Genomic DNA, 23,030 nt, shown 5'->3' on the forward strand with positions numbered 1-23,030 from the left:
CTTTTATAAGCGCAAAGGATATCGCTATGTATAAACATATCTTGGTTCCCGTTGATTTGAACGACGAAAGCTTTGCAGATACCGCAGTGGATCACGCCGTTTGGCTCGCCAGCCAGTCAGGGGCCAAAATACACCTGCTCACTGTACTGCCCGGCATTCACAATTCGATGGTCGCCTCTTACTTCCCTGAAGAAGCTGCCAATAAAATGAAACGCGACATGAAGCGCAACTTACAAGGGTTTGCGGATAAATACGTCCCCAAAAGCGTGGCCTGTCAGGTCTCTGTTGAAGAAGGCAAGCCCTACAAGGGGATCATTAAAACGGCAGAGCGCATCGGCTGCGATCTGATTGTGATGCCAAGCCATAAGCGCTCACGCGTCAATAAAATGATGCTGGGCTCAGTCGCCGCCAAAGTGCTCGAGGGTGCGAGTGTCCATGTGATGGTGTTAAAACCTTAACCATACGGTTCAGGCACGCATCGGCGTGCCTGAACATTTATTACCGCTGGCGTTGATCATAGCCCCAGCGCGGCACCAAGGTTTGTTCTGCCCCCAAGTGGTCCAAAATGCGCGCCACCATAAAGTCCACTAAGTCGTCAATTGACTGAGGCTGATGATAAAAGCCTGGCGCGGCGGGCATAATCGTTACCCCCATCTGCGACAGCTTGTGCATATTCTCTAGGTGCAAGGTCGAAAACGGTGTTTCGCGCACCACCAATAGCAACTGTCCGCGCTCTTTAAGCACCACGTCGGCAGCTCTCTCAATCAGGTTATCGGACAACCCATGCGCAATGGACGATAGCGAGCCTGCCGAGCAGGGACACACCACCATTTGCTTCGGCGCCGCAGACCCAGACGCAACAGGCGAAAACCAATCCTCTTTGCCACACACCACCAGCTTATCGGTGTGGCATTGTAAGTGTTCCACTAAAACCTTTTTCGCCGCATCCGGCCCGGCGGGCAACTTCAGCCCATGCTCGGTCGCCAACACCACACGTGCGGCCGACGAAATCAATAAGAAAACCTGATAGTCTTGCGCAAGCAGGCACTCGAGCAAACGTAGGCCGTAGGGCGCACCGGATGCGCCTGTCCACGCCAAGGTTATTCGTTTATCCGCCATAAACCGCCTCCTTACTCGCCAGTGCTGTTAGCAGCTTGTCATGAATGCCGCCAAATCCACCGTTGCTCATCACCAGCACGGTATCGCCTGCTTGGGCTTGCTCGCAAAGCGCAGCGACAAGGGCTTCAATATCGGCATGGATGTGCGTCGGCTGGGTGCAACTGTCCGCCACCGCGTCGAGCGACCAATCCAGCCCTTGCGGTTGGTACAAGAACACCGCGTCCGCACGGGCTAATGACGTTGCCAAGGTGTCTTTATGCACCCCTTGCTTCATGGTATTGGAGCGTGGTTCTAACACCGCCAAAATACGGCCACTGCCTACTTTCGCGCGCACCCCTTCAAGGGTTAATCGAATCGCCGTTGGGTGATGGGCAAAATCGTCATATACAGTGACGCCGGCTTGCTCACCGCGCCACTCAAGCCGACGCTTGGTATTGATAAATCGTTCGAGCGATTGACAAGCAAGGTCCGGGGTTACCCCCACATGGCGGGCCGCTGCTATCGCCATCAAGGCGTTACGCACATTGTGGTCACCGACCAAATCCCAGCTCACCGTCCCCACGAGATCACCGGCAAAGTACACATCAAACTGGCTACCAGCCGGGGCTTTTTTCACACTCTGCCACTGACCATCCGGGCCCGCATAAACACACTCGCTCCAGCATCCCATGGCGAGGGTATCCGTGACATTGGCATCGTCTGACGGAGCGATAATCTGCCCAATCCCTGGCACGGTGCGAATCACATGGTGGAATTGCTTCTGGATCGCCGCCAGATCATCAAAAATATCAGCATGATCGAACTCAAGATTGTTGATCACCAAAGTTTTCGGTTGGTAATGAATAAACTTAGAGCGCTTATCGAAAAACGCACTGTCATATTCATCGGCTTCCACCACGAAAAACGGGCTCTCTCCTAATCGCGCCGACGCGTTAAAGTTACTCGCCACCCCACCAATCAAAAAGCCAGGTTGATAACCACAGTCTTCTAAAATCCACGCCAGCATACTCGCGGTGGTGGTTTTTCCGTGAGTGCCAGATACCGCCAGCACCCAGCGGTCTTGCAGTAAAAAGTCGTGCAGCCATTGCGGGCCAGAGGTATAAGGCAACCCTTGATTGAGGACCGCCTCAACACAAGGGTTGCCTCGACTCATGGCATTGCCAATAACCACTAAGTCAGGTGCAGGCGATAGTTGGGCAGGGTCATAGCCTTCGATAATATCGATTCCCTGAGACTCCAGTAGTGTGCTCATCGGTGGGTAAACATGGCTATCAGAGCCCGTCACCGTGTGCCCAAGTTGTTTTGCCAGCATGGCTGCGCCACCCATAAAAGTCCCGCAGATGCCTAAAATATGAATATGCATAGCCTTCACTGTATTGTTGATTACCTGCCGTTTGGCGCAGGCGTTTATTATGCCTCGGATTAACGCTTGGGTCTTATCGCTTGCGCGCATCTGACATGGTTTTTATGTCGCGATCACACTTCCCTCGCCTGATTCATTTCTTCAGTACGATTAAAAAGTCACGAAAGCTAGAATAGCGGCGATTCCAAGAGGCAGCCCACTGCCCATGTATCCGATTGCACAAGAAAGACAGTTCATCATCATTAAGGATTGAGAATGCCCGACATTAAGACCCTCGGCGAGTACATTGTTGAGAAGCAACACGCGTTTCCGCATGCTAGCGGCGATTTATCTTCTCTTCTCGCCTCGATTCGTCTGGCCGCCAAAATTGTTAACCGTGAAATCAACAAAGCCGGCTTAGTCGACATTGCCGGCGCGATTGGGACGGAAAACGCACAAGGCGAAGAGCAGCAAAAACTCGACGTCTATGCCAACGAAAAATTTAAAGCCGCGATGGAAGCGCGCGACCAAGTGTGTGGCGTGGCCAGCGAAGAAGAAGATGACGCGGTTATTTTTAGTAAACAGCTTAACCGTAATGCCAAATATGTGGTGTTGATTGACCCACTTGATGGCTCCTCTAACATTGATGTTAACGTCTCTGTTGGCACCATTTTCTCCATTTACCACCGCGTCTCGCCTGTGGGGACACCGCCCACCGAAGAAGATTTTCTCCAGCCCGGTCACCGCCAAGTCGCCGCCGGCTATATCATTTACGGCTCATCGACCATGTTGGTTTACACCACCGGTGATGGTGTGCATGGTTTCACTTATGACCCGTCCCTCGGCCTGTTTTGCCTGTCTCACGAAAACATGACCATTCCTAAAGACGGCAATATCTACTCGATTAACGAAGGGAACTACATCAAGTTCCCGCAAGGCGTCAAAAAATATATCAAATACTGTCAAGAAAACGTCCCACAAGAGAAACGTCCTTACACGTCGCGTTATATTGGCTCCTTGGTCGCTGACTTTCACCGTAACCTGCTAAAGGGCGGCATTTACCTCTACCCCAGCACGCTCGCCTACCCCAATGGCAAACTGCGCTTGCTGTATGAGTGCAACCCGATGGCGTTTATTATCGAGCAAGCCGGCGGCAAAGCAACCGATGGCACCCAGCGAATCATGGACATCGCTCCGAATGAGCTCCATCAGCGCGTCCCATTCTTTGTTGGCTCGAGCAATATGGTCGATAAAGTCGAGGAGTATCTCGACGCTTATCCGGATCATGACGACGAATAAGCGCAAAATAGACGCCTAACGACAGTCTTCCATGATAAAGAGGCGGCCGACACGGTCGCCTCTGTTATTTTCACGCTTGGCGGTTATAATTGGCACACACTTTTTCATTAAACAAAAGGACATCCCATGAGCCTGAACCAGGTCCCTGCGGGCAAAGAGCTGCCTGAAGATATTTATGTGGTGATTGAGATCCCAGCTAACGCCGATCCTATCAAGTATGAAGTCGATAAAGACAGCGGCGCCGTTTTCGTTGACCGTTTCATGGCAACGCCTATGTTCTACCCATGTAACTATGGCTATGTGAACCACACCTTGTCGTTGGACGGTGACCCTGTCGACGTGCTGGTACCCACTCCCTTCCCATTGGTACCAGGCTCAGTGATCCGCTGCCGCCCTGTTGGCGTGCTGAAAATGACCGACGAGTCGGGTGAAGATGCGAAAGTGATCGCCGTACCGCACAGCAAGCTAACCAAAGAGTACGATCACGTGAAAGACGTGAACGACCTACCTGAGCTGCTAAAAGCCCAAATCACGCACTTCTTCGAGCGCTATAAAGAGCTAGAAGCAGGCAAGTGGGTGAAAGTGGATGGCTGGGAAGATGCCCAGGCGGCAAAAGACGAAATCCTGTCATCATTTGAGCGCGCAAAGCAGTAATCCTCCGCGTCAATGACACATAAGCCCGCGAGCCTTCGCGGGCTTTTTTCTATTTGATCTCAAACTGATAGAGCAAATCCACCGCTTGATCCACCCCAGAGACCGCTTCGAGATAAAGGTCTTGCATCAATCGGTAGCGCACCGTAAACACCCCTATCGCATCGAAGATCCCCACACCGTATTTCACCTCTAGATCGGGCAGGATATAACCCGATACTTCTACTTTCTGCTCATCACCCGCGCCAGCGGTATCAAGAGTGAGATCTTCCACACCGAACGCTTGACCGATTTCGCCCACTAGCTTGCCACTTTGCGCTAAGCCTAAGCCAATCAGCATCGAGGTCATATTGGCATCACCGGCGCCGGCATCAAGCGCGCGGCCACGTAACAAATAAGACAGGGCGTTTGCCTGCGAGCCTGCCGGATCCATAAATACATCAGCAACCGGGTCATCGGCGGGCCCCGTTAAACGGATCCCTGCTGTGACATCCCCTTCGATGCGTTCAGGATTTCGAATCGCTTCCACCTGCAAATACGGCTGATCAGCGGGGCCATTGAATAAGATCTCGCCCTTTTTAATCAGCAAGTCTTGACCAAAGGAGCGGTAAGTACCATCAAGCAAGCTCACATTCCCCACAATCAAGGCGCCTTGCTGATTGTTTTTAATATTAAGCTCACCTGCCAAACGCGATTTCAGTCCGAACGCCGCTAATTGCACATCTTGCCCCAGCTCCAGTCGCACATCAGTCTGTAAATTAAAGGGCACAGATTCACTTTGCTCAATATCCTCTGGCACATAGTTCTCTTTCAGCAGGACCGTATCATCCGAGACCGTGATCGCAGACTCGGGCAGATTCTCGACTTCAATCCGCCCCCAAGGCACACGAATATCGCCCCGAATAGTCATATCATGCGGCGTTGCCGATACCGTGAGGTCAGGTGCCACATCCAGCCGCACCATGGGCGGCACGTTGACGCGTAAGGTATCCCCCGCCACGTTTAAGCCAAAGCGCCAGTCGTCCATGCTGGGCCATTGCCCATCGCCGTTAAGTGCCAGCACACCATCCGGCGTCACCAGCTCGCCTTCTACCTTGCCTTGCTTACCATCCACCGTGAGTGCTAACCGCCCATCGTTCACATCGACAGGTGAAGCCAAGCCTTTGACTCGTAACGCGTCAATCGTCAGCCCGCCGTACACATTCGGCAAGGTCAGCGGCCCCTCCATCCGCAAGTTAGCGTTCACTTCACCATTAATATCTGCTTGCTGATCGCTACCCAGCAAAGGTTCGAGTGTCGCGAGTTGAACGTCATTGACCGTCACCTCCCCCAATAAGGCGCGACTTGGCGCCAACAGATCGGTCAAGGTAAAGGCCGAGGCTAGGGTGCCTCCTTCGGACAATGTCAGCGCCATCGCGCCTTGCAATTTATCCTGATGCCAACGCGCATTGAGATTGGCATGCTGCCAGCCAATCACCAGTGGTGTGTCGGCCTGCTGGCGCACATCACCATCCGCGATATCAATCGAGGCTTGCACATCGGGCGAGGCGTCAGGCTGCCAGCGTGCATGAACCGCGGCATTGGCACGTGTATCAAGTTGCCATTCCGGCGGTAAGAAGGCAGCGATTTGCGCGGCTTCAAAGCCTTCAATCTTGGCAACCACCTCCCCTTGCGCACCGATTGTCGCCGGTTGCGATAAGCACAAAGAGGTCGCTTGCCACTGCCAACAATGCTCGCCAACCTCAGTTTGCATATCGGCGAAACCGAGCGTAATCGGTGCTGCACTTTGCTGCACGATGTCGCCAAGATCTTCCACGCTAACCGATGTATCGAGTAACTTTCCTTGCCAGCCGGTGTCTCGCGTCAATGCACCCTCAATGCGCAGCGCGCCAGAAGCTGGAGCACCTTGCCAGCGCAAATCCAGCTGATGGGCGGCTTCATCACCGCGCACGGTTAAATCGAGGTTATCTAAACGCGCGGTTTGATAGCGCCCGCCCAATACCGATACCGTCAGATCACCACCCAAGCGGTCTTTCACGGCAAGATTGCCGTCTACCGTCAGCTGATTGATGCGCACATCTTGCCAACGCAGCTGCTTAGCATGGAGTGCCAACTTTGCGGTTGGCTGTGCAAACGGCCCGCTCAGTCGCGCATCTCCGCGGATCACACCAGTGAGCATGGGCAAGGATTGCGACAAATCAGCAATATCGACCGATAGCCCCATTTGCCACTCATCACGCACTTGCCCTTGCGCCGTCACTTGGTTGGGACCGTGTGACAGCGTCAACCCCGGTGTTGACACGCTCGGCTGACCATCGCCATCACGATCATGCGCATTGAGCGCGCCCGCGACCGCTAGCGGCAGTTTTTGCAACTCGCCATGCACCACCAACGTGGGCACCGACACATCCCAGCCGCCTTGGGCGGTTAAGCGGCCACGGTGGCTGATTGCACCGGTTAAATCTCCCGTCACCTCTGGCCATTGCTGCTGAGGTTGAATGTTGGCAAAGCCTAACTCAGCTTGCCAAAAAGGCACGCTGGACCAATCCACGCTAGCACGGCCAGCCACCTTGCCGCCGAGCGTGTTGGCCTCCAGCTGCGAGAGGGTCAGCACCGTCAGGCTGCCTTGGCCGGCAAGATTCAGCTGAGTGGTTGGCACGTCAGGGCCACCGACACCGGTTTGTAAGCCGAGCTGATAGTCAGACAAATCCCCATCGGCGTGAAATTGTAGCTCGCGTAATGCCGCGATCGCTTCCCCCGTCAGCGGCCACGTCAATGCCTCGCTATCCAATTGCACCGCAAAAGGTAAGTTCGCCGCCAGCAGGTTTGCCTCTCCTTCCAGCGTCGCTGTCACCGGACCGCGCGCATTCGCGCTTAGCTCAAGCGCGGCCAGGCTTCCTGAAGCCGACAGTGATAAGGCTTGGCCTTGAAGGGGGGCGAGATGAGTGGTCAACTGGGTTTGCAAGGTCAGTGGGTACTCACCCTCGAGTGTAATATCACCTGCAAGGCTTGCCGTGCCTTGGGGGGCGGTCACCGAGAAGCTATCAATGGTTACCGCACTGCCTCGAACGCTGCCCGCCAAGGATAACGCTGAGAGGGTTTGTACTGTGCCCGCTTCAATCCGCGTATCTTGCAGACGAAGCTGCTCCACTTCGATAGCCAGCGGCAGCGCCACCGTGGGTAACTCCAAGCCCGGGTAATGCCATGGTGTGCTTGCCACCGCGCTATCCGGTTTGCCGACCGCTTGGTCGGTATTTTGTTGAGGCTCGGTGTTGCTCGGCAGACTCACCACCAACTGCTGCCAATCGGTCGGCGATACAGTTAACGTATCACCCACAAAATGCACGCCACCTTGCAGTTGGTGCCAACTCACCGACTGTCCAGCGACCTGAATCGCCACCTCGTTAAAAGCAAAGGCATTGACATGAATAGGCAACGGCGCGTGGATAACCGACGTGGATACGTCTTCCGACGATGTATCCTCCTTATTCGCGGGCAAATCAATATCGAGCGTGACCCCTTCGACGGCCAATTGGTCAATACAAAGCTCAGGCGTCAGTAAGCACTTACCTTCAATAACAAGATTCAGCTGTTTGGCGTTCAGTTGCAGCTGCGCATCCTTATAGCGCACTCCTTGCAGCATAAAGCCGGTCAGCAGGCTGCCTTCGGCCTCATCGACCGATAACGCTGGCAAGGCTTTTTGCGCGCCCCACAGGCCCACTTGCAGACCCACCGGAGTAAAAAGTGCGGCCGCCACCAGCCCCACCAATGAAAAAAGAGCAATTAACGCAATAAACGTTAGCCTGACGAACCAGCGACTCATAACTCAGGCCCCAAGGTAAGGTGTACACGAAAATCATCATCGTCATTATCAAAGCCATGGGCGACATCAAGACGAATCGGGCCGACCGGCGATGACCAGCGAATACCGGTACCGGCCGCACGCTTCCACGATAAATGACTGGTCCACGCATCACCGCCATCGGTAAATAACGCCCACCACCAGTTGCCGCCGAGGCGATATTGATACTCTAACGTACCGGTTAACATATAGCGCGCGCCACTGAGCTGACCGCTATCGTCACGCGGGGAAACAGTTTCGTAGGCATAACCACGAATGCTGTTGTCGCCCCCGGCAAAAAAACGCAACGATGGTGGCGCTTCACTAAATTCTTCAGAAATCAAAGCACCACCATCAACGCGTAATAAGCCGCGATGGTTTTTGTTCAGACTACGAATCCACGCACTCCGCCCTTGTAAGCGCACCAAGCTGATGTCGGACAGCCAAACCGGATCAGCCGCTTCCAATGTAATAGATTGTTTGTCTCCCCAATGCGGCATTAACCCACCGCGAGCGCGGGTGCGAGTGAAATTGATCCCAGGCAGCACCACGCTAACGATGTCTTCATCTTGCCCTTGGGTGTAGTTTTCATATAGCCAGCGCAATGAGACACTGCGTTGCCAGCCGGTATCATACAGCCAATGGCGAGAGACAGAGGTGGACACTTCGAGGCTGGAGGTATCGCGTTGATCGGTATTTTGTAACCCTAACTGCACTTGATAATACTCGCGGGAAACATCCTCCAAGGGGACCTTGTAGGTCGAGGTTAGCGTCTGTTCGGGCTCAGAAATCGCCAGTGATGTGGTGATACTGTGGCCGCGTGAGTTATACCAGGGCTTTCGCCAGTTAAACTTGAACCGCGGACCAATGTCGGTGGAGTACCCAATCCCGGTTTCAAACTTGTTGCGTGCTTCAGGGGTGAGCGTCACCTTGATCGGCACTTCGTTGTCATCGGCTTCTTCCATGTCCGCTTGCACCAAGGCACTGGCGAACCAACCGGTATTCGCGAGAGCTTGGTTAAACTCGCCCAATACCGACACGCGATACGGCTCGCCCGGAGAAAAATCACGTAAAGTGTCGAGACGCTGCAACTGAATTTGCGCACCTTGGTAGCGAATCGCACCAAAGTGATAGCGCTTACCACTGGCAAAGTGAAGCCGAATAAAGGCCTGCTGACGATCAGGGGCAACCTCTAATCGCGTTTGCGTAAAGCGACCATCAAAATATCCCTTTTTCACTGCCAAACTTTGAATCTGGCTTTTTAGCGTCTCGTAATCACTGTGATTGAGCCTCGCGCCCGGCTGAGGCCCTTGGGCGATGAGAGCATGAAAGTCATCATCCATATTAGCTTCGCCATTGAACACCACATCCACTTGTGCCAAGCGAACGGGTTTACCTGGGTCAACCTTGACCTCCAGCGTGGCGTCTTCATCCATTCGCGTGGTGATCTTGGGTTGATAAAAGCCCACCGCTTGCAGCGCTTTGCGCACATCTTTTTCGACCCGGGCTATAAATCGGTAGGAGCCATCTCGCTCTTCTGGGGCAATCGCCGCGAGATAGGTCTCGACGTTGTCTTGTGCAATGCCGTCTAGCCCTTCAATATCAATGTCGACATCCGCACGAGCAACGCTAGCCATCAAGCTGATAGCGATCGCGAATAGCGGGAGTAGCCGTATATTCATACAGTGAGATCCATTACCCGGGTGTCGCCCGGCTAAATTGATGATATCTTGCCATATTACGTGTTGAGCGGGGATGGATGCCAGTACCATGTTGATCACAAGGTGCGGGAGCCATGCCTGAACGCCAACCATTAACGCGCAAAGCAGCACGCGTTGCGCTTTTCCATCACAGCAGTCAAAGGATGCCTATGTCGATGCAATCTTCCTTTACCCAACCTGACAATGCGATAGCCGATCGCACCGATCCTATTATTCCAACCGAACCGCACGCGGTATTTAATCAGCCTATCACGGCCACGCCAGCGGCCGGTCAAAAACAGGTTATTTTTGGCATGGGCTGTTTTTGGGGGGCCGAGCGAAAGTGGTGGCAACAGCCAGGGGTAGTCATGACATCAGTCGGATACAGTGGCGGCGTCACCCAGCATCCGCGTTATCAAGACGTGTGCACAGGGCAAACCGGCCATGCCGAAGTCGTTAACGTGATTTTTGACCCGTCAGTGGTGAGTTTAGACACCCTACTTGCAGTGTTCTGGGAAAACCACGATCCGACCCAAGGCATGCGTCAAGGCAATGACGTCGGCCCGCAATATCGTTCCGCAATTTACTATTGCGATCCAGCGGACCAAGCCAGCGTCGAGGCGAGCCTAGCGACCTATCAGGCGGCATTGAGAGAGGCGGGTAAGCCAGATGCGGTGACCACTGAGATCGCACCCGCTGGCGCGTACTATTTCGCGGAAACTGACCACCAGCAGTACTTGCACAAAAATCCGCAAGGCTACTGCGGCTTAGGTGGCACAGGTGTTTGTTTCCCCCCGCAGTAAACCATTGGTGCTCAGCCATTCATCATCAACCATGGCTGAAGGATGAGGCATAAAAAAACACGTCCGGTTGGACGTGTTTTTTCAGTGTGGCGATGTTTATGCGGTAATGGCCATGGCTTTAATTTCTTTATTCACCTCGGTCATTACCGATAACGCTCGTTTGTCACTGTGTCCCGGCGGCAGCAAACGGCCACCATCAAACTCAAACGCGCCTACACCTTCGATATAGAGTCGGCCCTTAAAAAATCGTTTCACATACCGCGCAATCTGGGTTGGTCGATATTGACGAAAGATGCGAAGCATAAGGATCCCTTTCTTTTTTCTCAACAAAGTCTGATTAACAGACCGAAACGGTAACCCGATTCATTCACTGTTCACAGCAAATATGAGCTACCACCATGGAGAGCAGAAGATTATCTAACCATCTCCGCGTACAAAGCTAAGCAAGCAAAGTGCCACCTTGCCAAGGTGACCAACACAGTGTTAGAGGCAACACAACACCAAAAGTTCCCTCGTTTGATCGATGACGAGCCAACGCTTTTTAAGATCACCGGATAAAATTCCGATCTTGCGCACGGATTCACCTTAGATACTTGGCACAAATCACCGTCTGGCGTAACCATAGATAACTTGGCACCTGATGCCAAATAGTGACCACAAACATGGATGATTAATAATGAAAAAAACCACCCTACTTGCTCTCGTCTTTGCGTTATTCTCTGGCACCAGTATGGCGCATACGGTCCAAAATGGTGCACCTTTACCTTCAGCCAAGGTCGCCGAGCATGGCGAATTGACCCTCAATGGCGACGATATCGTCTATCAAGACTGGCAAACCGAGCAATTGCCAGGCAAGGTGCGCGTGATCCAAGCTATCGCCGGACGCAGCAGTGCCAAGGAAATGAACGCGCCGTTAATGGAAGCCATCACAGCCGCGGACTTTGATGACGCTCGCTACCAAACCACCACCATCATTAACCAAGATGATGCCATGTGGGGCACCGGTGGCTTTGTGAAATCATCAGCCGAAGACAGTAAACGCGAGTTTAGTTGGTCTTCTATCGTGCTCGACGAAAACGGCAGTGTTGCCGAAGCGTGGCGCCTAAAAGAAGAAAGCTCGTTAATTGCTGTATTGGATGACAAAGGCTCAGTACGTTTTGTCAAAGAAGGCAAATTAAGTGCCGATGAAGTGAATCAAGTCGTCAGCTTAGTCACCCAACTGGTCAACCAATAACAACCGCGCGCGGGGACAGCCCGCGCTGCCATTCAATACTTGGCGTTGATGATGATAATTGTTATGTTATCACATTACTTATATGGCGCGGAAGTTGGTATGTTTCGGCGATTGATCGTCCATCTGCTGTTTGTTTTGCTGCTCAGCCAAGCTGGGCTGTGGGGGCATCATCACCTCGATACTTTCACTCCAACGCATCACAGTGAGCACTGCAGCGCCTGCCACTTGGTGCCACCCGCCCTCTTAGCTTATGCTGTCACAGCACCTGCGCCCACCTATGTGGTCAACGCAATTATTACCCTTTCTAAGCCACCACGTGCTTACCACATCGCCATCGCCTTTTCGGCGCGCGACCCACCTAGTTGGATAAATACCGCAATCAGTTAACCCATTTATTCACTAGGAGAACCCAATGAAAACCCGTTTTTTACCCAATGTTATCGCCATGGCCATCGCAACCGCGTCCACAGCCACGCTCGCCGAAGAAGCCAACTATCAGTCGTTCGATGCCCATGTGCACGGTGAAGTCACCGCAAGCCTTGCCCAAGACGGTGAGCGTGTGCTGATTGAACTGACCGCACCCGGCCATGATGTGGTTGGGTTTGAGCACCACCCGAAAAATGCCGCCGACCAGCAAACACTTGAAGATGCTTATGCACTGCTGCGTGATGGAGGGAAACGCTTCCAGCTAGCCAAAGAGGCAAATTGCCAGCTCGCCGAGGCCAAAGTCACCAGCAGTTTTAGCGACTACGATGAGCATCACGGCCACGATGAGCACCACGGCCACGATGAGCACCATGACCACGACGAGCACCACGGCCACGATGAGCACCACGGCCACGATGAGCACCACGGCCACGACGAGCACCACGGCCACGATGAGCACCATGACCACGACGAGCACCATGACCACGATGAGCACCACGGCCACGATGAGCATCATGGGCATGATCACGGTAACCACAACACCTTATCAGCGAACTACCAATTCGTTTGCCAAAACCCGCAAGCCTTCACCGAATTGCAAACTGATTGGTTTAGCCTGTTCCCCAACACAGAAACCATCAAAATTCAGGCCTTTACTGATGATAAGGTCTGGGTAGACACCTTGAATCGTGCCAAGTCGCACATCCAGTGGTAGTGAACAAGGAGGCGGGGCGCGTTAAGCGCCCCTGTCAGGCATGATAACCATCGAACAACTGCGTTTTACGTGGCCAGATCAGCCGCAACCGATCTTAGATATCGACACCTTTGCGGTCGGTGAGGGCGAGCATGTATTTTTAAAAGGCCCCAGTGGCAGTGGGAAATCCACCCTGCTGAGCCTGATTGCAGGCATTCATAACCCACAATCGGGAACACTGACGGTCAATCATCAAGCGCTAACCGCACTGAATGATCGTCAACGGGATCAGTTCCGTGCTAACCACATTGGTTATATTTTTCAGCAATTTAATCTGCTGCCCTATTTATCGGTGATTGACAATGTCACCGTCCCGCTGCGCTTTTCTCACACGCGGCGTCAGGCACTCAGCCAGCCTGCACACCAAGAGGCCGCCTATTTACTCGATAAACTTGGTCTTCCCGCGCACTGTTACCATCAGCCAGTCACTGCACTGAGTATCGGCCAGCAACAGCGGGTCGCAGCGGCTCGCGCATTAATTGGGGCACCAGCATTGATTATCGCTGACGAGCCCACCTCTGCGCTCGACGCAGACACCCGAAATACCTTTATTCAATTACTTCAAGACCGATGCCGTGAAGCTAATAGCAGCTTATTGTTTGTCAGCCATGACAGCCAATTGGCGCCCTTGTTTGACCGCGATGTCTCGCTTCCCGCGCTTAATCGCGCCATAAACCGCGAGGAGGCCAACCAATGATTTCACTACTAGGATTGGCAGGGCAAAGCCTCAAGAATCGCCGCGCCACCGCCCTGCTCTCTTTGCTGACTGTCACCCTCGCCGTGGTGCTCTTACTCGGGGTGGAGAAGGTGCGCACCCAAGCTAAGGCCAGCTTTGCCAACACCATCTCCAATACCGATTTAATTGTCGGTGCCCGCTCCGGTCCCATTAATTTACTGCTCTACTCGGTGTTTCGTATTGGTAACGCCACCAACAATATCGGCTGGGACAGTTACCAGCGCCTTCGTGAGCACTCGGATGTGAATTGGACCATTCCCATTTCACTGGGCGATTCTCATCGCGGCTTTCGCGTGGTCGGCACCACCAATGATTACTTTGCTCATTATCAATATGGTCAAAAAAAACCACTCGCCTTTCGCCAAGGCGGCCCGTTTTCCGGCTTATTTGATACCGTGATTGGCGCCCAAGTGGCGAAAGAGCTGGGATACAAGATGGGCGATAGTCTGATCATTGCCCATGGACTGGCCGACAAAGGCTTTAATCAGCATGACAATTTACCCTTTACGGTCACCGGGATCTTGGCGCCCACTGGCACCCCCGTCGACCGCAGTGTGCATGTGTCGCTTGAAGCCATCGAAGCGATTCATGTCGGCTGGGAAAGTGGCGCGCGACTCGGCCAAGGTCTCACCCAAGCGCAAGCGCAGCAACGCGAGCTACAGCCGGAGCAGCTGACCGCAGTGATGGTGGGACTAAACAGCAAAATCAAAACCTTTGCCGTCCAGCGCTGGGTTAATACCTATCCACGCGAGCCACTCACCGCGATTATGCCCGGTATTGCCTTGCATGAACTCTGGGGTATGATGCGGGTTGGCGAGCAAGCACTGCTGGTGATCTCCGGATTTGTCGCCGTCGCCGGGCTTTTGGGCATGCTTTCAAGCCTACTTACCAGCCTGAATGAACGTCGGCGAGAAATGGCAATCTTACGTGCGATGGGCGCGCGTCCTTTGCATATTATTTTGCTTCTGGTCAGTGAGGCGGTCGCGATCACCGTCGCAGGGATCGTCTTTGGTGTGCTCCTGCTTTATGGCGGGCTGGCGCTGGCGCAGCCTTATATCCTCAGTGAGTTTGGCTTGTTCTTGCCACTCGACTGGCCGTCTTCTTATGAGCTATCACTGATGGCCGGTGTGTTGGTCGCTGGCTTTATCGTGGGCTTGATCCCGGCTTGGCGCGCCTATCGACAGGCGCTCGCTGATGGCATGACAATTAAGGTATAACAGATGAAAAAACGGATAATGCTCGGACTTATCGCCTTGCTTAGCAGTCTTTTTGGCTCTCAGGCTTGGGCAAATAGCGAACCACTCACGCTGGATTGGATTGATTTGGTGCCTGAGCATGAACGTGCTCAATTTGATAGCCGCGGGATGCCGGAAATCAGCCACGACAGTGAGAACCCACAAAGCCTGGTCGGCTCTGTTCGCCCAGAGCTCAACAACAGCCAAGTCAAAATCCCTGGCTTCGTGATCCCACTGGAAGGCGACGATAAAGTGGTCACGGAATTCCTACTGGTGCCCTTTCTTGGCGCCTGTATTCATGTTCCACCCCCGCCACCCAATCAAATTGTTTATGTAAAGTTTGCCGGCGGCGCGCCGATTCAACAGTTATGGGATGTGGTCTATGTCGAAGGCACGCTGAAGACCGAACATGTGAGCCATGACTTGGCAGAGGTGGGTTATGTGCTACAAGGCACCGAATTAACGGACTACGACGACGGATAAGTCCCTATCAATCAGTGAGCCTGATCGGCGCACCCGATGTTGTCAGACAATATAATGAGACAAGATCGCCAGTGCGCCAATGTACACGGCAATCAGTAGCAGATTGATGGGGTTGAGTTTTTGCTTGCGCACACGCATCCCTATGCTTGATTGTTAACGCTCATAATGTTAACAAATTTAATCTTTAATTAACATATTTGCCAGCACTAAATTTGCTGACAATCAGTGTGAGAATCGCATGGCAGAGCAAGACAAACCCGAGGTCGTCGACGTCCACCCCGATAAACGACAACATCAGGATCACAAGAATAAAGAAGACGCGGATCTGCGTGGCAGTAAAGGGCGACTAAAAGCCATTGCCAGTGAATATTATGTTGATGCGCGCCTGCAGGAGGTTGAGCAGGAAGATCTCGCGCATCGCAGTGCCACCCGCCAGCGTCATGTGATGCAAAAGCAGCAGGCTAACCTCGAAGCCATCATTGCTCTGACCTACGACCAGTGTCATAGCGAAACCGCTCAGACCCCGGACCCAGATTGGCTGGTTCGTTTTTTCGATTTAGCCCGCAATATTCACGGCCATGCAATGCAGCAGTTGTGGGCGAAGATTCTCAAACAAGAAATGCTCCGCCCCGGCAGCACCTCAATTAAAGCACTGACCATTCTCGAGACTATGACCCAGCGCGAAGCGCAAGCACTGCAACGCGCCTGTGCATTGTCCAGCACCTTTGGGCAAGACAGCACCAAAAAGCTAGTCACTGGTTTTCGCCGCCGTCAAGGCTTGGTGCAACTGCTACGCCCAGAGCCGCCTCATAAGCTCTCGCTGGGTCACTACCAACTGTCTTACACCGACTTAATGCTGTTGATGGACTTGGGGCTGATCCTGCGCACCGAGCTTGAATCTGGTGTGATTGAAATGCAGCCAGCGATGCCGTTTAAACTGCAAGACACCCAATACATGCTCACCCCGCTCCACAAAGGGATGCGTCTTTATTATTACCGCTTTAGCCCCACTGGCCATGAGCTAGCAAAACTGGTCGGTAAACGCGTGCATCCCGATTACCACCACGCCATTTGTGCGTTGCTCGCCGAAGGCTTTGAGATGCACAGCGATGTGGGTGATACGGTCAACACTCACGCTTAATCTGACGAGCGCAACACCCCGCGTTCACGCAGGTCGCGAAGACAGGTCGCCACATGCTCGGCGACACTGTGCTCTCCGCTTAAATGGATCGCCGGTGTTCGCGGTGGCTCATACTCTGACGATATGCCGGTAAACGCCGGGATCTCGCCGGCACGCGCTTTTTTGTACAGCCCTTTGGGGTCGCGCCGCTCACACACCGCCAGCGGCGTATCGACAAAGACTTCGATAAACTGCCCCTCAGACAAACGCTCGCGCACCCGCTCTCGCTCCGCGCGGAACGGTGAAATAAAGGCACTCAAGACAATCAGGCCAGCATCAGTCATCAACTTAGCCACCTCGCCAATTCGGCGAATGTTCTCGGCTCTGTCCTGATCGGAAAAACCCAGGTCGCGACATAAGCCATGGCGAATATTATCGCCATCCAGCAAATAGGTATGGTGCCCTTCGGCCACCAAGGCCGCCTCCAGCGCGCCGGCGATGGTCGATTTGCCCGAGCCAGACAAGCCGGTAAACCAAAGCACCACGGGTTGTTGCTGTTTTTGTTCACTGCGCTGGGCTTGGTCAACATGATGCTGGTGCCAGATCACATTGGGATCGGTTGACGCAGATACAGTGTCAGTCATAAAAATCTCCGCTATTTCGTTGGCCACGCCATGATTAAGGGGCGACCACCGTTAAAGGAAAAACAATCGGTAACAAGGTGAGCACTACTGCGGAATACACCACAGATAATGGCAGCCCCAGACGCAAATAATCACGTAGCTGGTAATTGCCCACGCTGTATACCAATAAATTGGTTTGATACCCGTAAGGGGAAATAAAACTGGCACTGGCGCCAAACAGCACTGCCATCACAAAAGGCATAGGATCCACCCCATACCCTAGCGCCAAGCTATAGCCCAGCGGGAAAGCCAGCGCCGCCGCGGCATTGTTGGTGATAAGCTCGGTCAGTAACAAGGTCAGCAAGTACACAGCCACCAGCGCCCCTATCGCGCCCCCTGCGCTAAAGGTCGCCATAAACCAATCACTAAAGCGTGCCGACAGCCCTGACGCCAACATCAGTTGTGCCAATGTCAGCGCCGCACCGACAATCACCACCACCTCAACGGGAAAGCGACGTTGTAAATCGTGCAAAGAGATAATGCCGGTGACCAGCAACACCACCAAATACGCGGCTAAGCCATTGAGCAGTGGCATCGGGGTGAGCAAGGCCGCGCCAATCACCGCGACAAATCCTGCCAGTACCGCAACGCTTTTCCGCTCGGAAAGACGGGTACTGGCTTCCAAACCATTAAAGAGCACGAATTCACGCCGCAGCGCTTGGCTGTCTTGGCGAAAGGTTTTGCCCGGCACCAACACCAGCGTATCGCCGGCATGCAAAGGAATATTACCCAGCCCACCGTCAAGTTTTTCATGGCCGCGACGAATGGCGACCACCACAGCATCAAAGGTCTCGCGAAACCGGGCGGCTTTGAGGGTTTTGCCACAAATGCTGGCGCTGTGGCTCACCACCACCTCAATCAAATTTTGCCCATCAATGTGATGCTGGCCGAACAAGGTCAAGCCAGGGATCTCTTGTAAGGTCGCAACACTTTCCACATCGCCGGCAAACTGCAACTTGTCACCAGCCAATAACGGCGTCTCCGGACACACGGGTGCAATGACGCCGTCTTGACGATGAATTTCGGCCAAGTACAAACGCCGTAGTGCTCGCAAGCCATTGTCTGCCACGCTTTGCCCACATAAGGGCGAGTCGGCGGCTAGCCGCGCTTCGAGCACATACGGCAAGCTCTCTTCTTGTTCACCATCCTGGCGTGGCAACCGGTAGCTGAACGGAATTAACACCAACAATCCTGCCACCAGTGCGGCGGCACCAATGACCGTTGGGGTGAAAAATCCCAAACTGGGTAATCCCGCCCGCTCAACAAAGCTGTTCACAATGAGGTTGGTGGACGTGCCAATCAGCGTCAGGGTGCCGCCGAGAATGGCGCTGTATGACAATGGGATCAAAAGCTGCGAGGGTGAGTGACGTCGGTTGCGCTTGATCGCGCCAATCATGGACACCACCACCGCAGTGTTATTGACCAGCGCCGACAGCAGCGCACTTGAGATGCCTAATTTAGCAATCACAGTGGGGAGTGCGCCGTGCGACGCCTGTCGCGCGACCCAGCTGGTCAGATGGGTTTTCTCTAGCGCACAAGAAACCAAAATCAGCAATACCAAGGTCAGCAGTGATGGCGCGGTAAAGTTCGCCGTCAGCGCTTCAACCGAGGTCAGCCCAGTTTGGAACGCCACAAACGCGGCCCCCGCAAACAAGAGCGCAGGCTTTAATCGAGTGAGCACCAAGCCGGCGACAATCGCCACCAGCAAGGTGAGTACCGTGGTTTCCTGCCAACTCATCGTTTATCCCAGTTGACGCAGATCCCGCGCTTGCCAATGCGGAAAGTGCTTGCGGATCAGCTGGTTTAACTCAAGCTCAAACGCTGAGAACGACGAGGTGGTTTGCGGCTGCGTCTCCGCCACATGACGGATCATGCCCGCGCCGACCGTCACATTGGTGAGACGATCAATCAGGATAAAGCCACCGGTATTCGGGCTATCGTGATAGGTATCCAGCGGCACCGCTTCGCTCAGGGTCAAGGTGCAACGACCAATGCCATTGAGCGGCAAGGTGTCTGCGTCATGGGTGTTAAGCGTATTAACATCGACCCCATAGGACAGCGACTCAACCTGCGCCGAGGTTTTCTTGCTGGCCAACTTAATCTCGTATTCACGCCCCGGAGCCAGTGGGATTTGCGTCATCCACACCACGTCGGCGTCAAATCGTTGCCCCACCGCGACGTCATCATCCGCTCGCACCAAGAGATCGCCACGCGAGATATCAATTTCTCTATCCAAAGTGAGGGTGACCGCTTGACCGCTAAAGGCAAATTCACGATCACCGTCAAAGGTGACGATGCGCGCGACCTTCGCGGCAAGCCCAGAGGAGAGTACCTTAACCTCATCGCCCACATGCAACTCGCCACTGGCAAGGGTGCCGGCGTAACCGCGAAAGTTCAGATCTGGTCGATTGACATACTGCACCGGAAAACGGAATGCGCCCGTCCCGCGCGATTTTTCAATGTCGATGGCTTCTAGCTGGCTGAGCAGCGGCTCGCCTTGATACCACGCCATCGCGTCACTGGCATTGACCACATTGTCGCCTTCCAGTGCCGACAAGGGCACCATAGACACCGACAAGCCGGGGTTGAGCTGATCGGCAAACGCCAAATATTGCTCTTGGATTTCATTAAATCGGGCTTGGCTATATTCCACCAAATCCATCTTGTTCACCGCTACCACAAAATGCTGAATACCCAGTAAGTTAGCGATGTATGAATGGCGGCGGGTCTGATCTAAGATGCCGTGACGCGCGTCGATTAAGATCACCGCCACATCACAGGTCGACGCGCCGGTAGCCATATTACGGGTGTACTGCTCATGGCCGGGGGTATCGGCAATGATAAACTTACGTTTGGAGGTGGAGAAATACCGGTACGCCACATCAATGGTGATCCCCTGCTCACGCTCGGCTTGCAGGCCGTCTACCAGTAGCGCCAGATCGGGTTTCTCGCCCGTTGTGCCGACACGCTGGCTATCTGCATGGACCGCAGCCAGCTGATCTTCATAGATCTGCTGCGAGTCGTGCAGCAAACGGCCAATCAAGGTCGATTTACCGTCATCGACCGAGCCACAGGTCAGAAAGCGCAATAAACTTTTGTGTTGGTGCTGTTGCAAGTAACCTTCAATACCCAGATCGGCCACCTGTTGTTGAATTGCTGGATTCATGACTGCTCCTTAGAAATAACCCTGACGCTTCTTGCGCTCCATGGACCCGGACTGATCGTGGTCGATCGCCCGCCCTTGACGCTCACTCGAGGTGGCGACCAACATCTCTTCGATGATCTCTGGCAAGGTATTGGCGTGTGACTCGACTGCCCCGGTCAATGGGTAGCAGCCCAGGGTGCGAAAACGCACCGATTTATGGGTCACGGTTTCGTCGGGTCCAATCGGCATCCGCGCATCATCCACCATGTACAAGGTGCCATCGCGCTCTACCACGGGGCGCTCGGCCGCTAAATAAAGCGGAACAATGTCGATATTTTCCAGATAGATGTATTGCCAGATATCGAGCTCAGTCCAGTTAGAGAGCGGAAACACGCGAATACTCTCGCCCGGATTCACTTGACCGTTATAGTTGCGCCACAGCTCTGGCCGTTGGTTCTTCGGATCCCAGCGATGGTTCTTATCACGGAACGAATAGACACGCTCTTTGGCGCGGGATTTTTCTTCGTCCCGACGCGCGCCGCCAAATGCCGCATCAAACTTATGCTGATCCAGCGCCTGCTTCAGCGCTTGGGTTTTCATGATATCGGTGTGCTTGTCGGAGCCGTGATCAAAAGGATTGATCCCCTGAGCCATCCCTTCTGGGTTTTTGTGCACAATCAGATCCAGCCCGAACTCCTTGGCAGTACGATCGCGAAAGGCAATCATGTCGCGAAACTTCCAGTCGGTATCGACATGCAGCAGCGGAAACGGGATCTTTCCGGGGTAAAAAGCTTTGCGCGCCAAATGCAGCATCACTGACGAGTCTTTGCCAATCGAATACAGCATCACGGGGTTATCAAACTCCGCCGCGACTTCCCGCAGTATATGAATGCTCTCGGCTTCTAACTGCTGGAGGTGAGTGAGTGTTTTTGCATCCATCCTAACTATCCTTTAAGCGAAGTTAACCACAGCGGTGGGGGCTTGCGTGGGGTCGGCATCGCTTACCGCGCGCCCCTCGCCAAACCATGTCAGCTGACCGGCGAGTGCCGCCACTTCGCCCACCACAATAAGCGCGGGCGACGCAGCTTGTTCCGCCAGCGACGGTAAGTTGTTGAGTTGACCGGTAAAGACTTTCTGCTCCGGACGCGTGCCGTTTTCAATCACCGCCACAGGAGTGTCCGGCGATCGGCCGTGAGCCATCAGTTGGCTTTGAATATGGGCCGACTTCATCAATCCCATATAAATCACCAAGGTCTGACGCGGGCGCGCTAACGTCGCCCACTCCAAGGTGTCTTGTTCTTTTTTCAAATGACCGGTAATAAACAGTGCGGTCTGGGCATGATCACGATGGGTGAGCGGAATACCGGCATAGGCCGTCGCCCCCGCCGCCGCAGTGATCCCCGGCACCACTTGAAACGAGACACCGGCGTTGGCAAGGGTTTGTAATTCCTCACCACCACGGCCAAACATGAAAGGATCGCCCCCTTTTAAGCGCACCACCCGTTTTCCGGCTTGAGCATGCTCGACCAACAGACGATTGATGTCGTCTTGGCTCACACTGTGGTAGCTCGCCCGTTTGCCCACACAGATCAGCTCTGCATCTCGGCGGCACAGCTCCATAATCGGTTCAGCCACCAAGTAGTCGTAAAGCACCACATCGGCTTGCTGCATCAATTGCAACGCGCGCAAGGTCAATAGCCCAGGATCCCCCGGCCCGGCACCAATCAACGCCACTTCGCCTTGGGTGGTGATTTGTCCACTAAGCTGCTCCAGCGCTTGCTCGGCTTGCTGGTGTTTGCCTGCCGCGACTAAATCGGCAAACCGCCCACTAAAAGCGGCCTCCCAGAATTTGCGCCGGCCCGTTAAGGTCGGAATGCGCGTTTTCAGTTTGTCGCGAAACGCACCCGCCATTGCCGCCATTTTGCCAATATGTTGCGGCACTAGAGTTTCAATTTTTTCACGTAACATCCGCGCCAATACCGGCGCTTTGCCGCCCGATGAGATGGCAATAATGATGGGAGAGCGATCAACCAAAGAAGGGACAATAAAGCTGCATTTAGGGGTATCATCAACGACATTGACTAAGATATTACGGCTATCAGCGGCAGTGGAGACCAGCTCATTGACGAGGGCATTGTCAGTCGCCGCAATCGCCAGCATCTTTCCGTCCAGATGCTCGGGACGAAACGCCTCACGCAATACCGTCAGCTTTCCTTGCGCTTGCGCCTCCGCAATTTCACGGTCGACGTCAGGGGCAACCACAGTGACGGCCGCGCCCACCTTAAGCAACATGCGCGTTTTGCGCCATGCGATTTCACCGCCCCCTACCACGAGGCAAGGACGGTTTTTGAGCTGAGCAAAGAGGGGGAGATAATCCATGATCGCGCATTCCCTTGATGACAATACCGCCACTATATCGCCCCACATCTATTACCTGAAATTCTATAAATTCATTTTTT

General features: G+C 53.9%; 21 protein-coding genes. 11 read left to right on the forward strand and 10 right to left on the reverse strand.

Translation table 11 applies throughout. The features are described 5' to 3' along the window. The first annotated feature begins 26 nt into the window (after window positions 1-26). Window positions 27-458: a universal stress protein gene (locus BZG20_RS09190; RefSeq protein WP_046074291.1), complete on the forward strand. Its 432-nt coding sequence runs from the start codon at window positions 27-29 to the stop codon at window positions 456-458. Between the two features lie 40 nt (window positions 459-498). Here BZG20_RS09190 and BZG20_RS09195 read toward each other — a convergent pair whose 3' ends face one another. Then, on the reverse strand, window positions 499-1,119 hold the full coding sequence (locus tag BZG20_RS09195) for a flavin prenyltransferase UbiX (protein ID WP_046074292.1): 621 nt from the start codon (window positions 1,117-1,119) through the stop codon (window positions 499-501). After that, the gene (gene mpl / locus BZG20_RS09200) at window positions 1,109-2,482 is read right to left on the reverse strand and encodes a UDP-N-acetylmuramate:L-alanyl-gamma-D-glutamyl-meso-diaminopimelate ligase (RefSeq protein ID WP_077578807.1); all 1,374 of its coding nucleotides are present in this window, start codon (window positions 2,480-2,482) and stop codon (window positions 1,109-1,111) included. The genes BZG20_RS09195 and mpl overlap by 11 nt, the downstream gene beginning before the upstream one ends. A gap of 255 nt (window positions 2,483-2,737) precedes the next feature. Here mpl and fbp point away from each other — a divergent pair, with 255 nt between their 5' ends. Continuing rightward, window positions 2,738-3,760 (forward strand): class 1 fructose-bisphosphatase, encoded by a 1,023-nt coding sequence (gene fbp / locus BZG20_RS09205; RefSeq protein WP_046074294.1) that lies wholly within the window; start codon window positions 2,738-2,740, stop codon window positions 3,758-3,760. A 126-nt stretch (window positions 3,761-3,886) separates the two neighbouring features. Further along, the gene (ppa, locus tag BZG20_RS09210) at window positions 3,887-4,414 is read left to right on the forward strand and encodes an inorganic diphosphatase (protein WP_046074295.1); all 528 of its coding nucleotides are present in this window, start codon (window positions 3,887-3,889) and stop codon (window positions 4,412-4,414) included. Window positions 4,415-4,463: 49 nt separating this feature from the next. On the opposite strand, the gene BZG20_RS09215 is transcribed toward ppa, so the two are convergent. After that, window positions 4,464-8,234: a translocation/assembly module TamB domain-containing protein gene (locus tag BZG20_RS09215; RefSeq protein ID WP_077578808.1), complete on the reverse strand. Its 3,771-nt coding sequence runs from the start codon at window positions 8,232-8,234 to the stop codon at window positions 4,464-4,466. Then, window positions 8,231-9,934 (reverse strand): autotransporter assembly complex family protein, encoded by a 1,704-nt coding sequence (locus tag BZG20_RS09220; RefSeq protein ID WP_241829526.1) that lies wholly within the window; start codon window positions 9,932-9,934, stop codon window positions 8,231-8,233. Before BZG20_RS09220 ends, BZG20_RS09215 begins: the two co-directional genes overlap by 4 nt. A 182-nt stretch (window positions 9,935-10,116) precedes the next feature. On the opposite strand from BZG20_RS09220, the gene msrA reads away from it, so the two are divergent. Continuing rightward, window positions 10,117-10,755 carry a peptide-methionine (S)-S-oxide reductase MsrA gene (msrA, locus tag BZG20_RS09225; RefSeq protein ID WP_046074408.1) on the forward strand — a complete coding sequence of 213 codons (639 nt, stop codon included), beginning with the start codon at window positions 10,117-10,119 and terminating at the stop codon, window positions 10,753-10,755. Between the two features lie 96 nt (window positions 10,756-10,851). On the opposite strand, the gene BZG20_RS09230 is transcribed toward msrA, so the two are convergent. Further along, window positions 10,852-11,058: a DUF1107 domain-containing protein gene (locus BZG20_RS09230; RefSeq protein ID WP_025673598.1), complete on the reverse strand. Its 207-nt coding sequence runs from the start codon at window positions 11,056-11,058 to the stop codon at window positions 10,852-10,854. A 373-nt stretch (window positions 11,059-11,431) separates the two neighbouring features. Between BZG20_RS09230 and BZG20_RS09235 the strand changes: the two genes are divergently transcribed. The 7 genes from BZG20_RS09235 (at window position 11,432) to BZG20_RS09265 (ending at window position 16,764) form a co-directional block, all read left to right on the forward strand. Beyond that, a complete protein-coding gene (locus tag BZG20_RS09235; protein WP_077578809.1) occupies window positions 11,432-11,989 on the forward strand; it encodes a YtfJ family protein in 558 nt (185 codons plus the stop codon). Window positions 11,990-12,052: 63 nt separating this feature from the next. After that, on the forward strand, window positions 12,053-12,376 hold the full coding sequence (locus tag BZG20_RS09240; protein WP_046074299.1) for a hypothetical protein: 324 nt from the start codon (window positions 12,053-12,055) through the stop codon (window positions 12,374-12,376). Between the two features lie 25 nt (window positions 12,377-12,401). Then, window positions 12,402-13,130, forward strand: coding sequence for a DUF2796 domain-containing protein (locus BZG20_RS09245; protein ID WP_077578810.1), 729 nt, complete (start codon window positions 12,402-12,404; stop codon window positions 13,128-13,130). A 40-nt stretch (window positions 13,131-13,170) separates the two neighbouring features. Beyond that, a complete protein-coding gene (locus BZG20_RS09250; RefSeq protein WP_077578811.1) occupies window positions 13,171-13,866 on the forward strand; it encodes an ABC transporter ATP-binding protein in 696 nt (231 codons plus the stop codon). Beyond that, complete coding sequence (locus tag BZG20_RS09255; RefSeq protein ID WP_077578812.1) at window positions 13,863-15,122, forward strand: ABC transporter permease; 1,260 nt, start codon at window positions 13,863-13,865, stop codon at window positions 15,120-15,122. The genes BZG20_RS09250 and BZG20_RS09255 overlap by 4 nt, the downstream gene beginning before the upstream one ends. Before the next feature lie 3 nt (window positions 15,123-15,125). Beyond that, on the forward strand, window positions 15,126-15,623 hold the full coding sequence (locus tag BZG20_RS09260) for a DUF3299 domain-containing protein (protein ID WP_069361660.1): 498 nt from the start codon (window positions 15,126-15,128) through the stop codon (window positions 15,621-15,623). Between the two features lie 238 nt (window positions 15,624-15,861). Next, complete coding sequence (locus tag BZG20_RS09265; RefSeq protein ID WP_077458108.1) at window positions 15,862-16,764, forward strand: TIGR03899 family protein; 903 nt, start codon at window positions 15,862-15,864, stop codon at window positions 16,762-16,764. Here BZG20_RS09265 and cysC read toward each other — a convergent pair. Genes cysC through cysG form a run of 5 tightly spaced genes read right to left on the reverse strand, consistent with a single transcriptional unit; the run spans window position 16,761 to window position 22,950 of the window. After that, entirely contained in the window at window positions 16,761-17,387 is a 627-nt protein-coding gene (cysC, locus tag BZG20_RS09270; protein WP_077578813.1) for an adenylyl-sulfate kinase, read from the reverse strand. The two genes, BZG20_RS09265 and cysC, sit on opposite strands and share 4 nt — an antisense overlap. Window positions 17,388-17,421: 34 nt before the next feature. Beyond that, a complete protein-coding gene (locus BZG20_RS09275) occupies window positions 17,422-19,164 on the reverse strand; it encodes an SLC13 family permease (protein ID WP_077578814.1) in 1,743 nt (580 codons plus the stop codon). Between the two features lie 3 nt (window positions 19,165-19,167). Beyond that, entirely contained in the window at window positions 19,168-20,592 is a 1,425-nt protein-coding gene (gene cysN / locus BZG20_RS09280; protein ID WP_077578815.1) for a sulfate adenylyltransferase subunit CysN, read from the reverse strand. 9 nt (window positions 20,593-20,601) lie between these two features. Beyond that, the gene (gene cysD / locus BZG20_RS09285; RefSeq protein WP_077578816.1) at window positions 20,602-21,510 is read right to left on the reverse strand and encodes a sulfate adenylyltransferase subunit CysD; all 909 of its coding nucleotides are present in this window, start codon (window positions 21,508-21,510) and stop codon (window positions 20,602-20,604) included. 12 nt (window positions 21,511-21,522) lie between these two features. Continuing rightward, complete coding sequence (cysG, locus tag BZG20_RS09290; RefSeq protein WP_077578817.1) at window positions 21,523-22,950, reverse strand: siroheme synthase CysG; 1,428 nt, start codon at window positions 22,948-22,950, stop codon at window positions 21,523-21,525. Between the last annotated feature and the right edge of the window lie 80 nt (window positions 22,951-23,030).

Origin of the sequence: Salinivibrio sp. IB868 (assembly GCF_001995655.1) — a bacterium.
Lineage (GTDB): Bacteria > Pseudomonadota > Gammaproteobacteria > Enterobacterales > Vibrionaceae > Salinivibrio > Salinivibrio siamensis.

Excerpts from the sequence above, each read along its gene's own strand:
- BZG20_RS09190 (WP_046074291.1), top strand. The coding sequence starts at position 27 with ATGTATAAACATATCTTGGTTCCCGTTGATTTGAACGACGAAAGCTTT.
- BZG20_RS09195 (WP_046074292.1), bottom strand. The coding sequence starts at position 1,119 with ATGGCGGATAAACGAATAACCTTGGCGTGGACAGGCGCATCCGGTGCG.
- mpl (WP_077578807.1), bottom strand. The coding sequence starts at position 2,482 with ATGCATATTCATATTTTAGGCATCTGCGGGACTTTTATGGGTGGCGCA.
- fbp (WP_046074294.1), top strand. The coding sequence starts at position 2,738 with ATGCCCGACATTAAGACCCTCGGCGAGTACATTGTTGAGAAGCAACAC.
- ppa (WP_046074295.1), top strand. The coding sequence starts at position 3,887 with ATGAGCCTGAACCAGGTCCCTGCGGGCAAAGAGCTGCCTGAAGATATT.
- BZG20_RS09215 (WP_077578808.1), bottom strand. The coding sequence starts at position 8,234 with ATGAGTCGCTGGTTCGTCAGGCTAACGTTTATTGCGTTAATTGCTCTT.
- BZG20_RS09220 (WP_241829526.1), bottom strand. The coding sequence starts at position 9,934 with ATGAATATACGGCTACTCCCGCTATTCGCGATCGCTATCAGCTTGATG.
- msrA (WP_046074408.1), top strand. The coding sequence starts at position 10,117 with ATGCCTATGTCGATGCAATCTTCCTTTACCCAACCTGACAATGCGATA.
- BZG20_RS09230 (WP_025673598.1), bottom strand. The coding sequence starts at position 11,058 with ATGCTTCGCATCTTTCGTCAATATCGACCAACCCAGATTGCGCGGTAT.
- BZG20_RS09235 (WP_077578809.1), top strand. The coding sequence starts at position 11,432 with ATGAAAAAAACCACCCTACTTGCTCTCGTCTTTGCGTTATTCTCTGGC.
- BZG20_RS09240 (WP_046074299.1), top strand. The coding sequence starts at position 12,053 with ATGTTATCACATTACTTATATGGCGCGGAAGTTGGTATGTTTCGGCGA.
- BZG20_RS09245 (WP_077578810.1), top strand. The coding sequence starts at position 12,402 with ATGAAAACCCGTTTTTTACCCAATGTTATCGCCATGGCCATCGCAACC.
- BZG20_RS09250 (WP_077578811.1), top strand. The coding sequence starts at position 13,171 with ATGATAACCATCGAACAACTGCGTTTTACGTGGCCAGATCAGCCGCAA.
- BZG20_RS09255 (WP_077578812.1), top strand. The coding sequence starts at position 13,863 with ATGATTTCACTACTAGGATTGGCAGGGCAAAGCCTCAAGAATCGCCGC.
- BZG20_RS09260 (WP_069361660.1), top strand. The coding sequence starts at position 15,126 with ATGAAAAAACGGATAATGCTCGGACTTATCGCCTTGCTTAGCAGTCTT.
- BZG20_RS09265 (WP_077458108.1), top strand. The coding sequence starts at position 15,862 with ATGGCAGAGCAAGACAAACCCGAGGTCGTCGACGTCCACCCCGATAAA.
- cysC (WP_077578813.1), bottom strand. The coding sequence starts at position 17,387 with ATGACTGACACTGTATCTGCGTCAACCGATCCCAATGTGATCTGGCAC.
- BZG20_RS09275 (WP_077578814.1), bottom strand. The coding sequence starts at position 19,164 with ATGAGTTGGCAGGAAACCACGGTACTCACCTTGCTGGTGGCGATTGTC.
- cysN (WP_077578815.1), bottom strand. The coding sequence starts at position 20,592 with ATGAATCCAGCAATTCAACAACAGGTGGCCGATCTGGGTATTGAAGGT.
- cysD (WP_077578816.1), bottom strand. The coding sequence starts at position 21,510 with ATGGATGCAAAAACACTCACTCACCTCCAGCAGTTAGAAGCCGAGAGC.
- cysG (WP_077578817.1), bottom strand. The coding sequence starts at position 22,950 with ATGGATTATCTCCCCCTCTTTGCTCAGCTCAAAAACCGTCCTTGCCTC.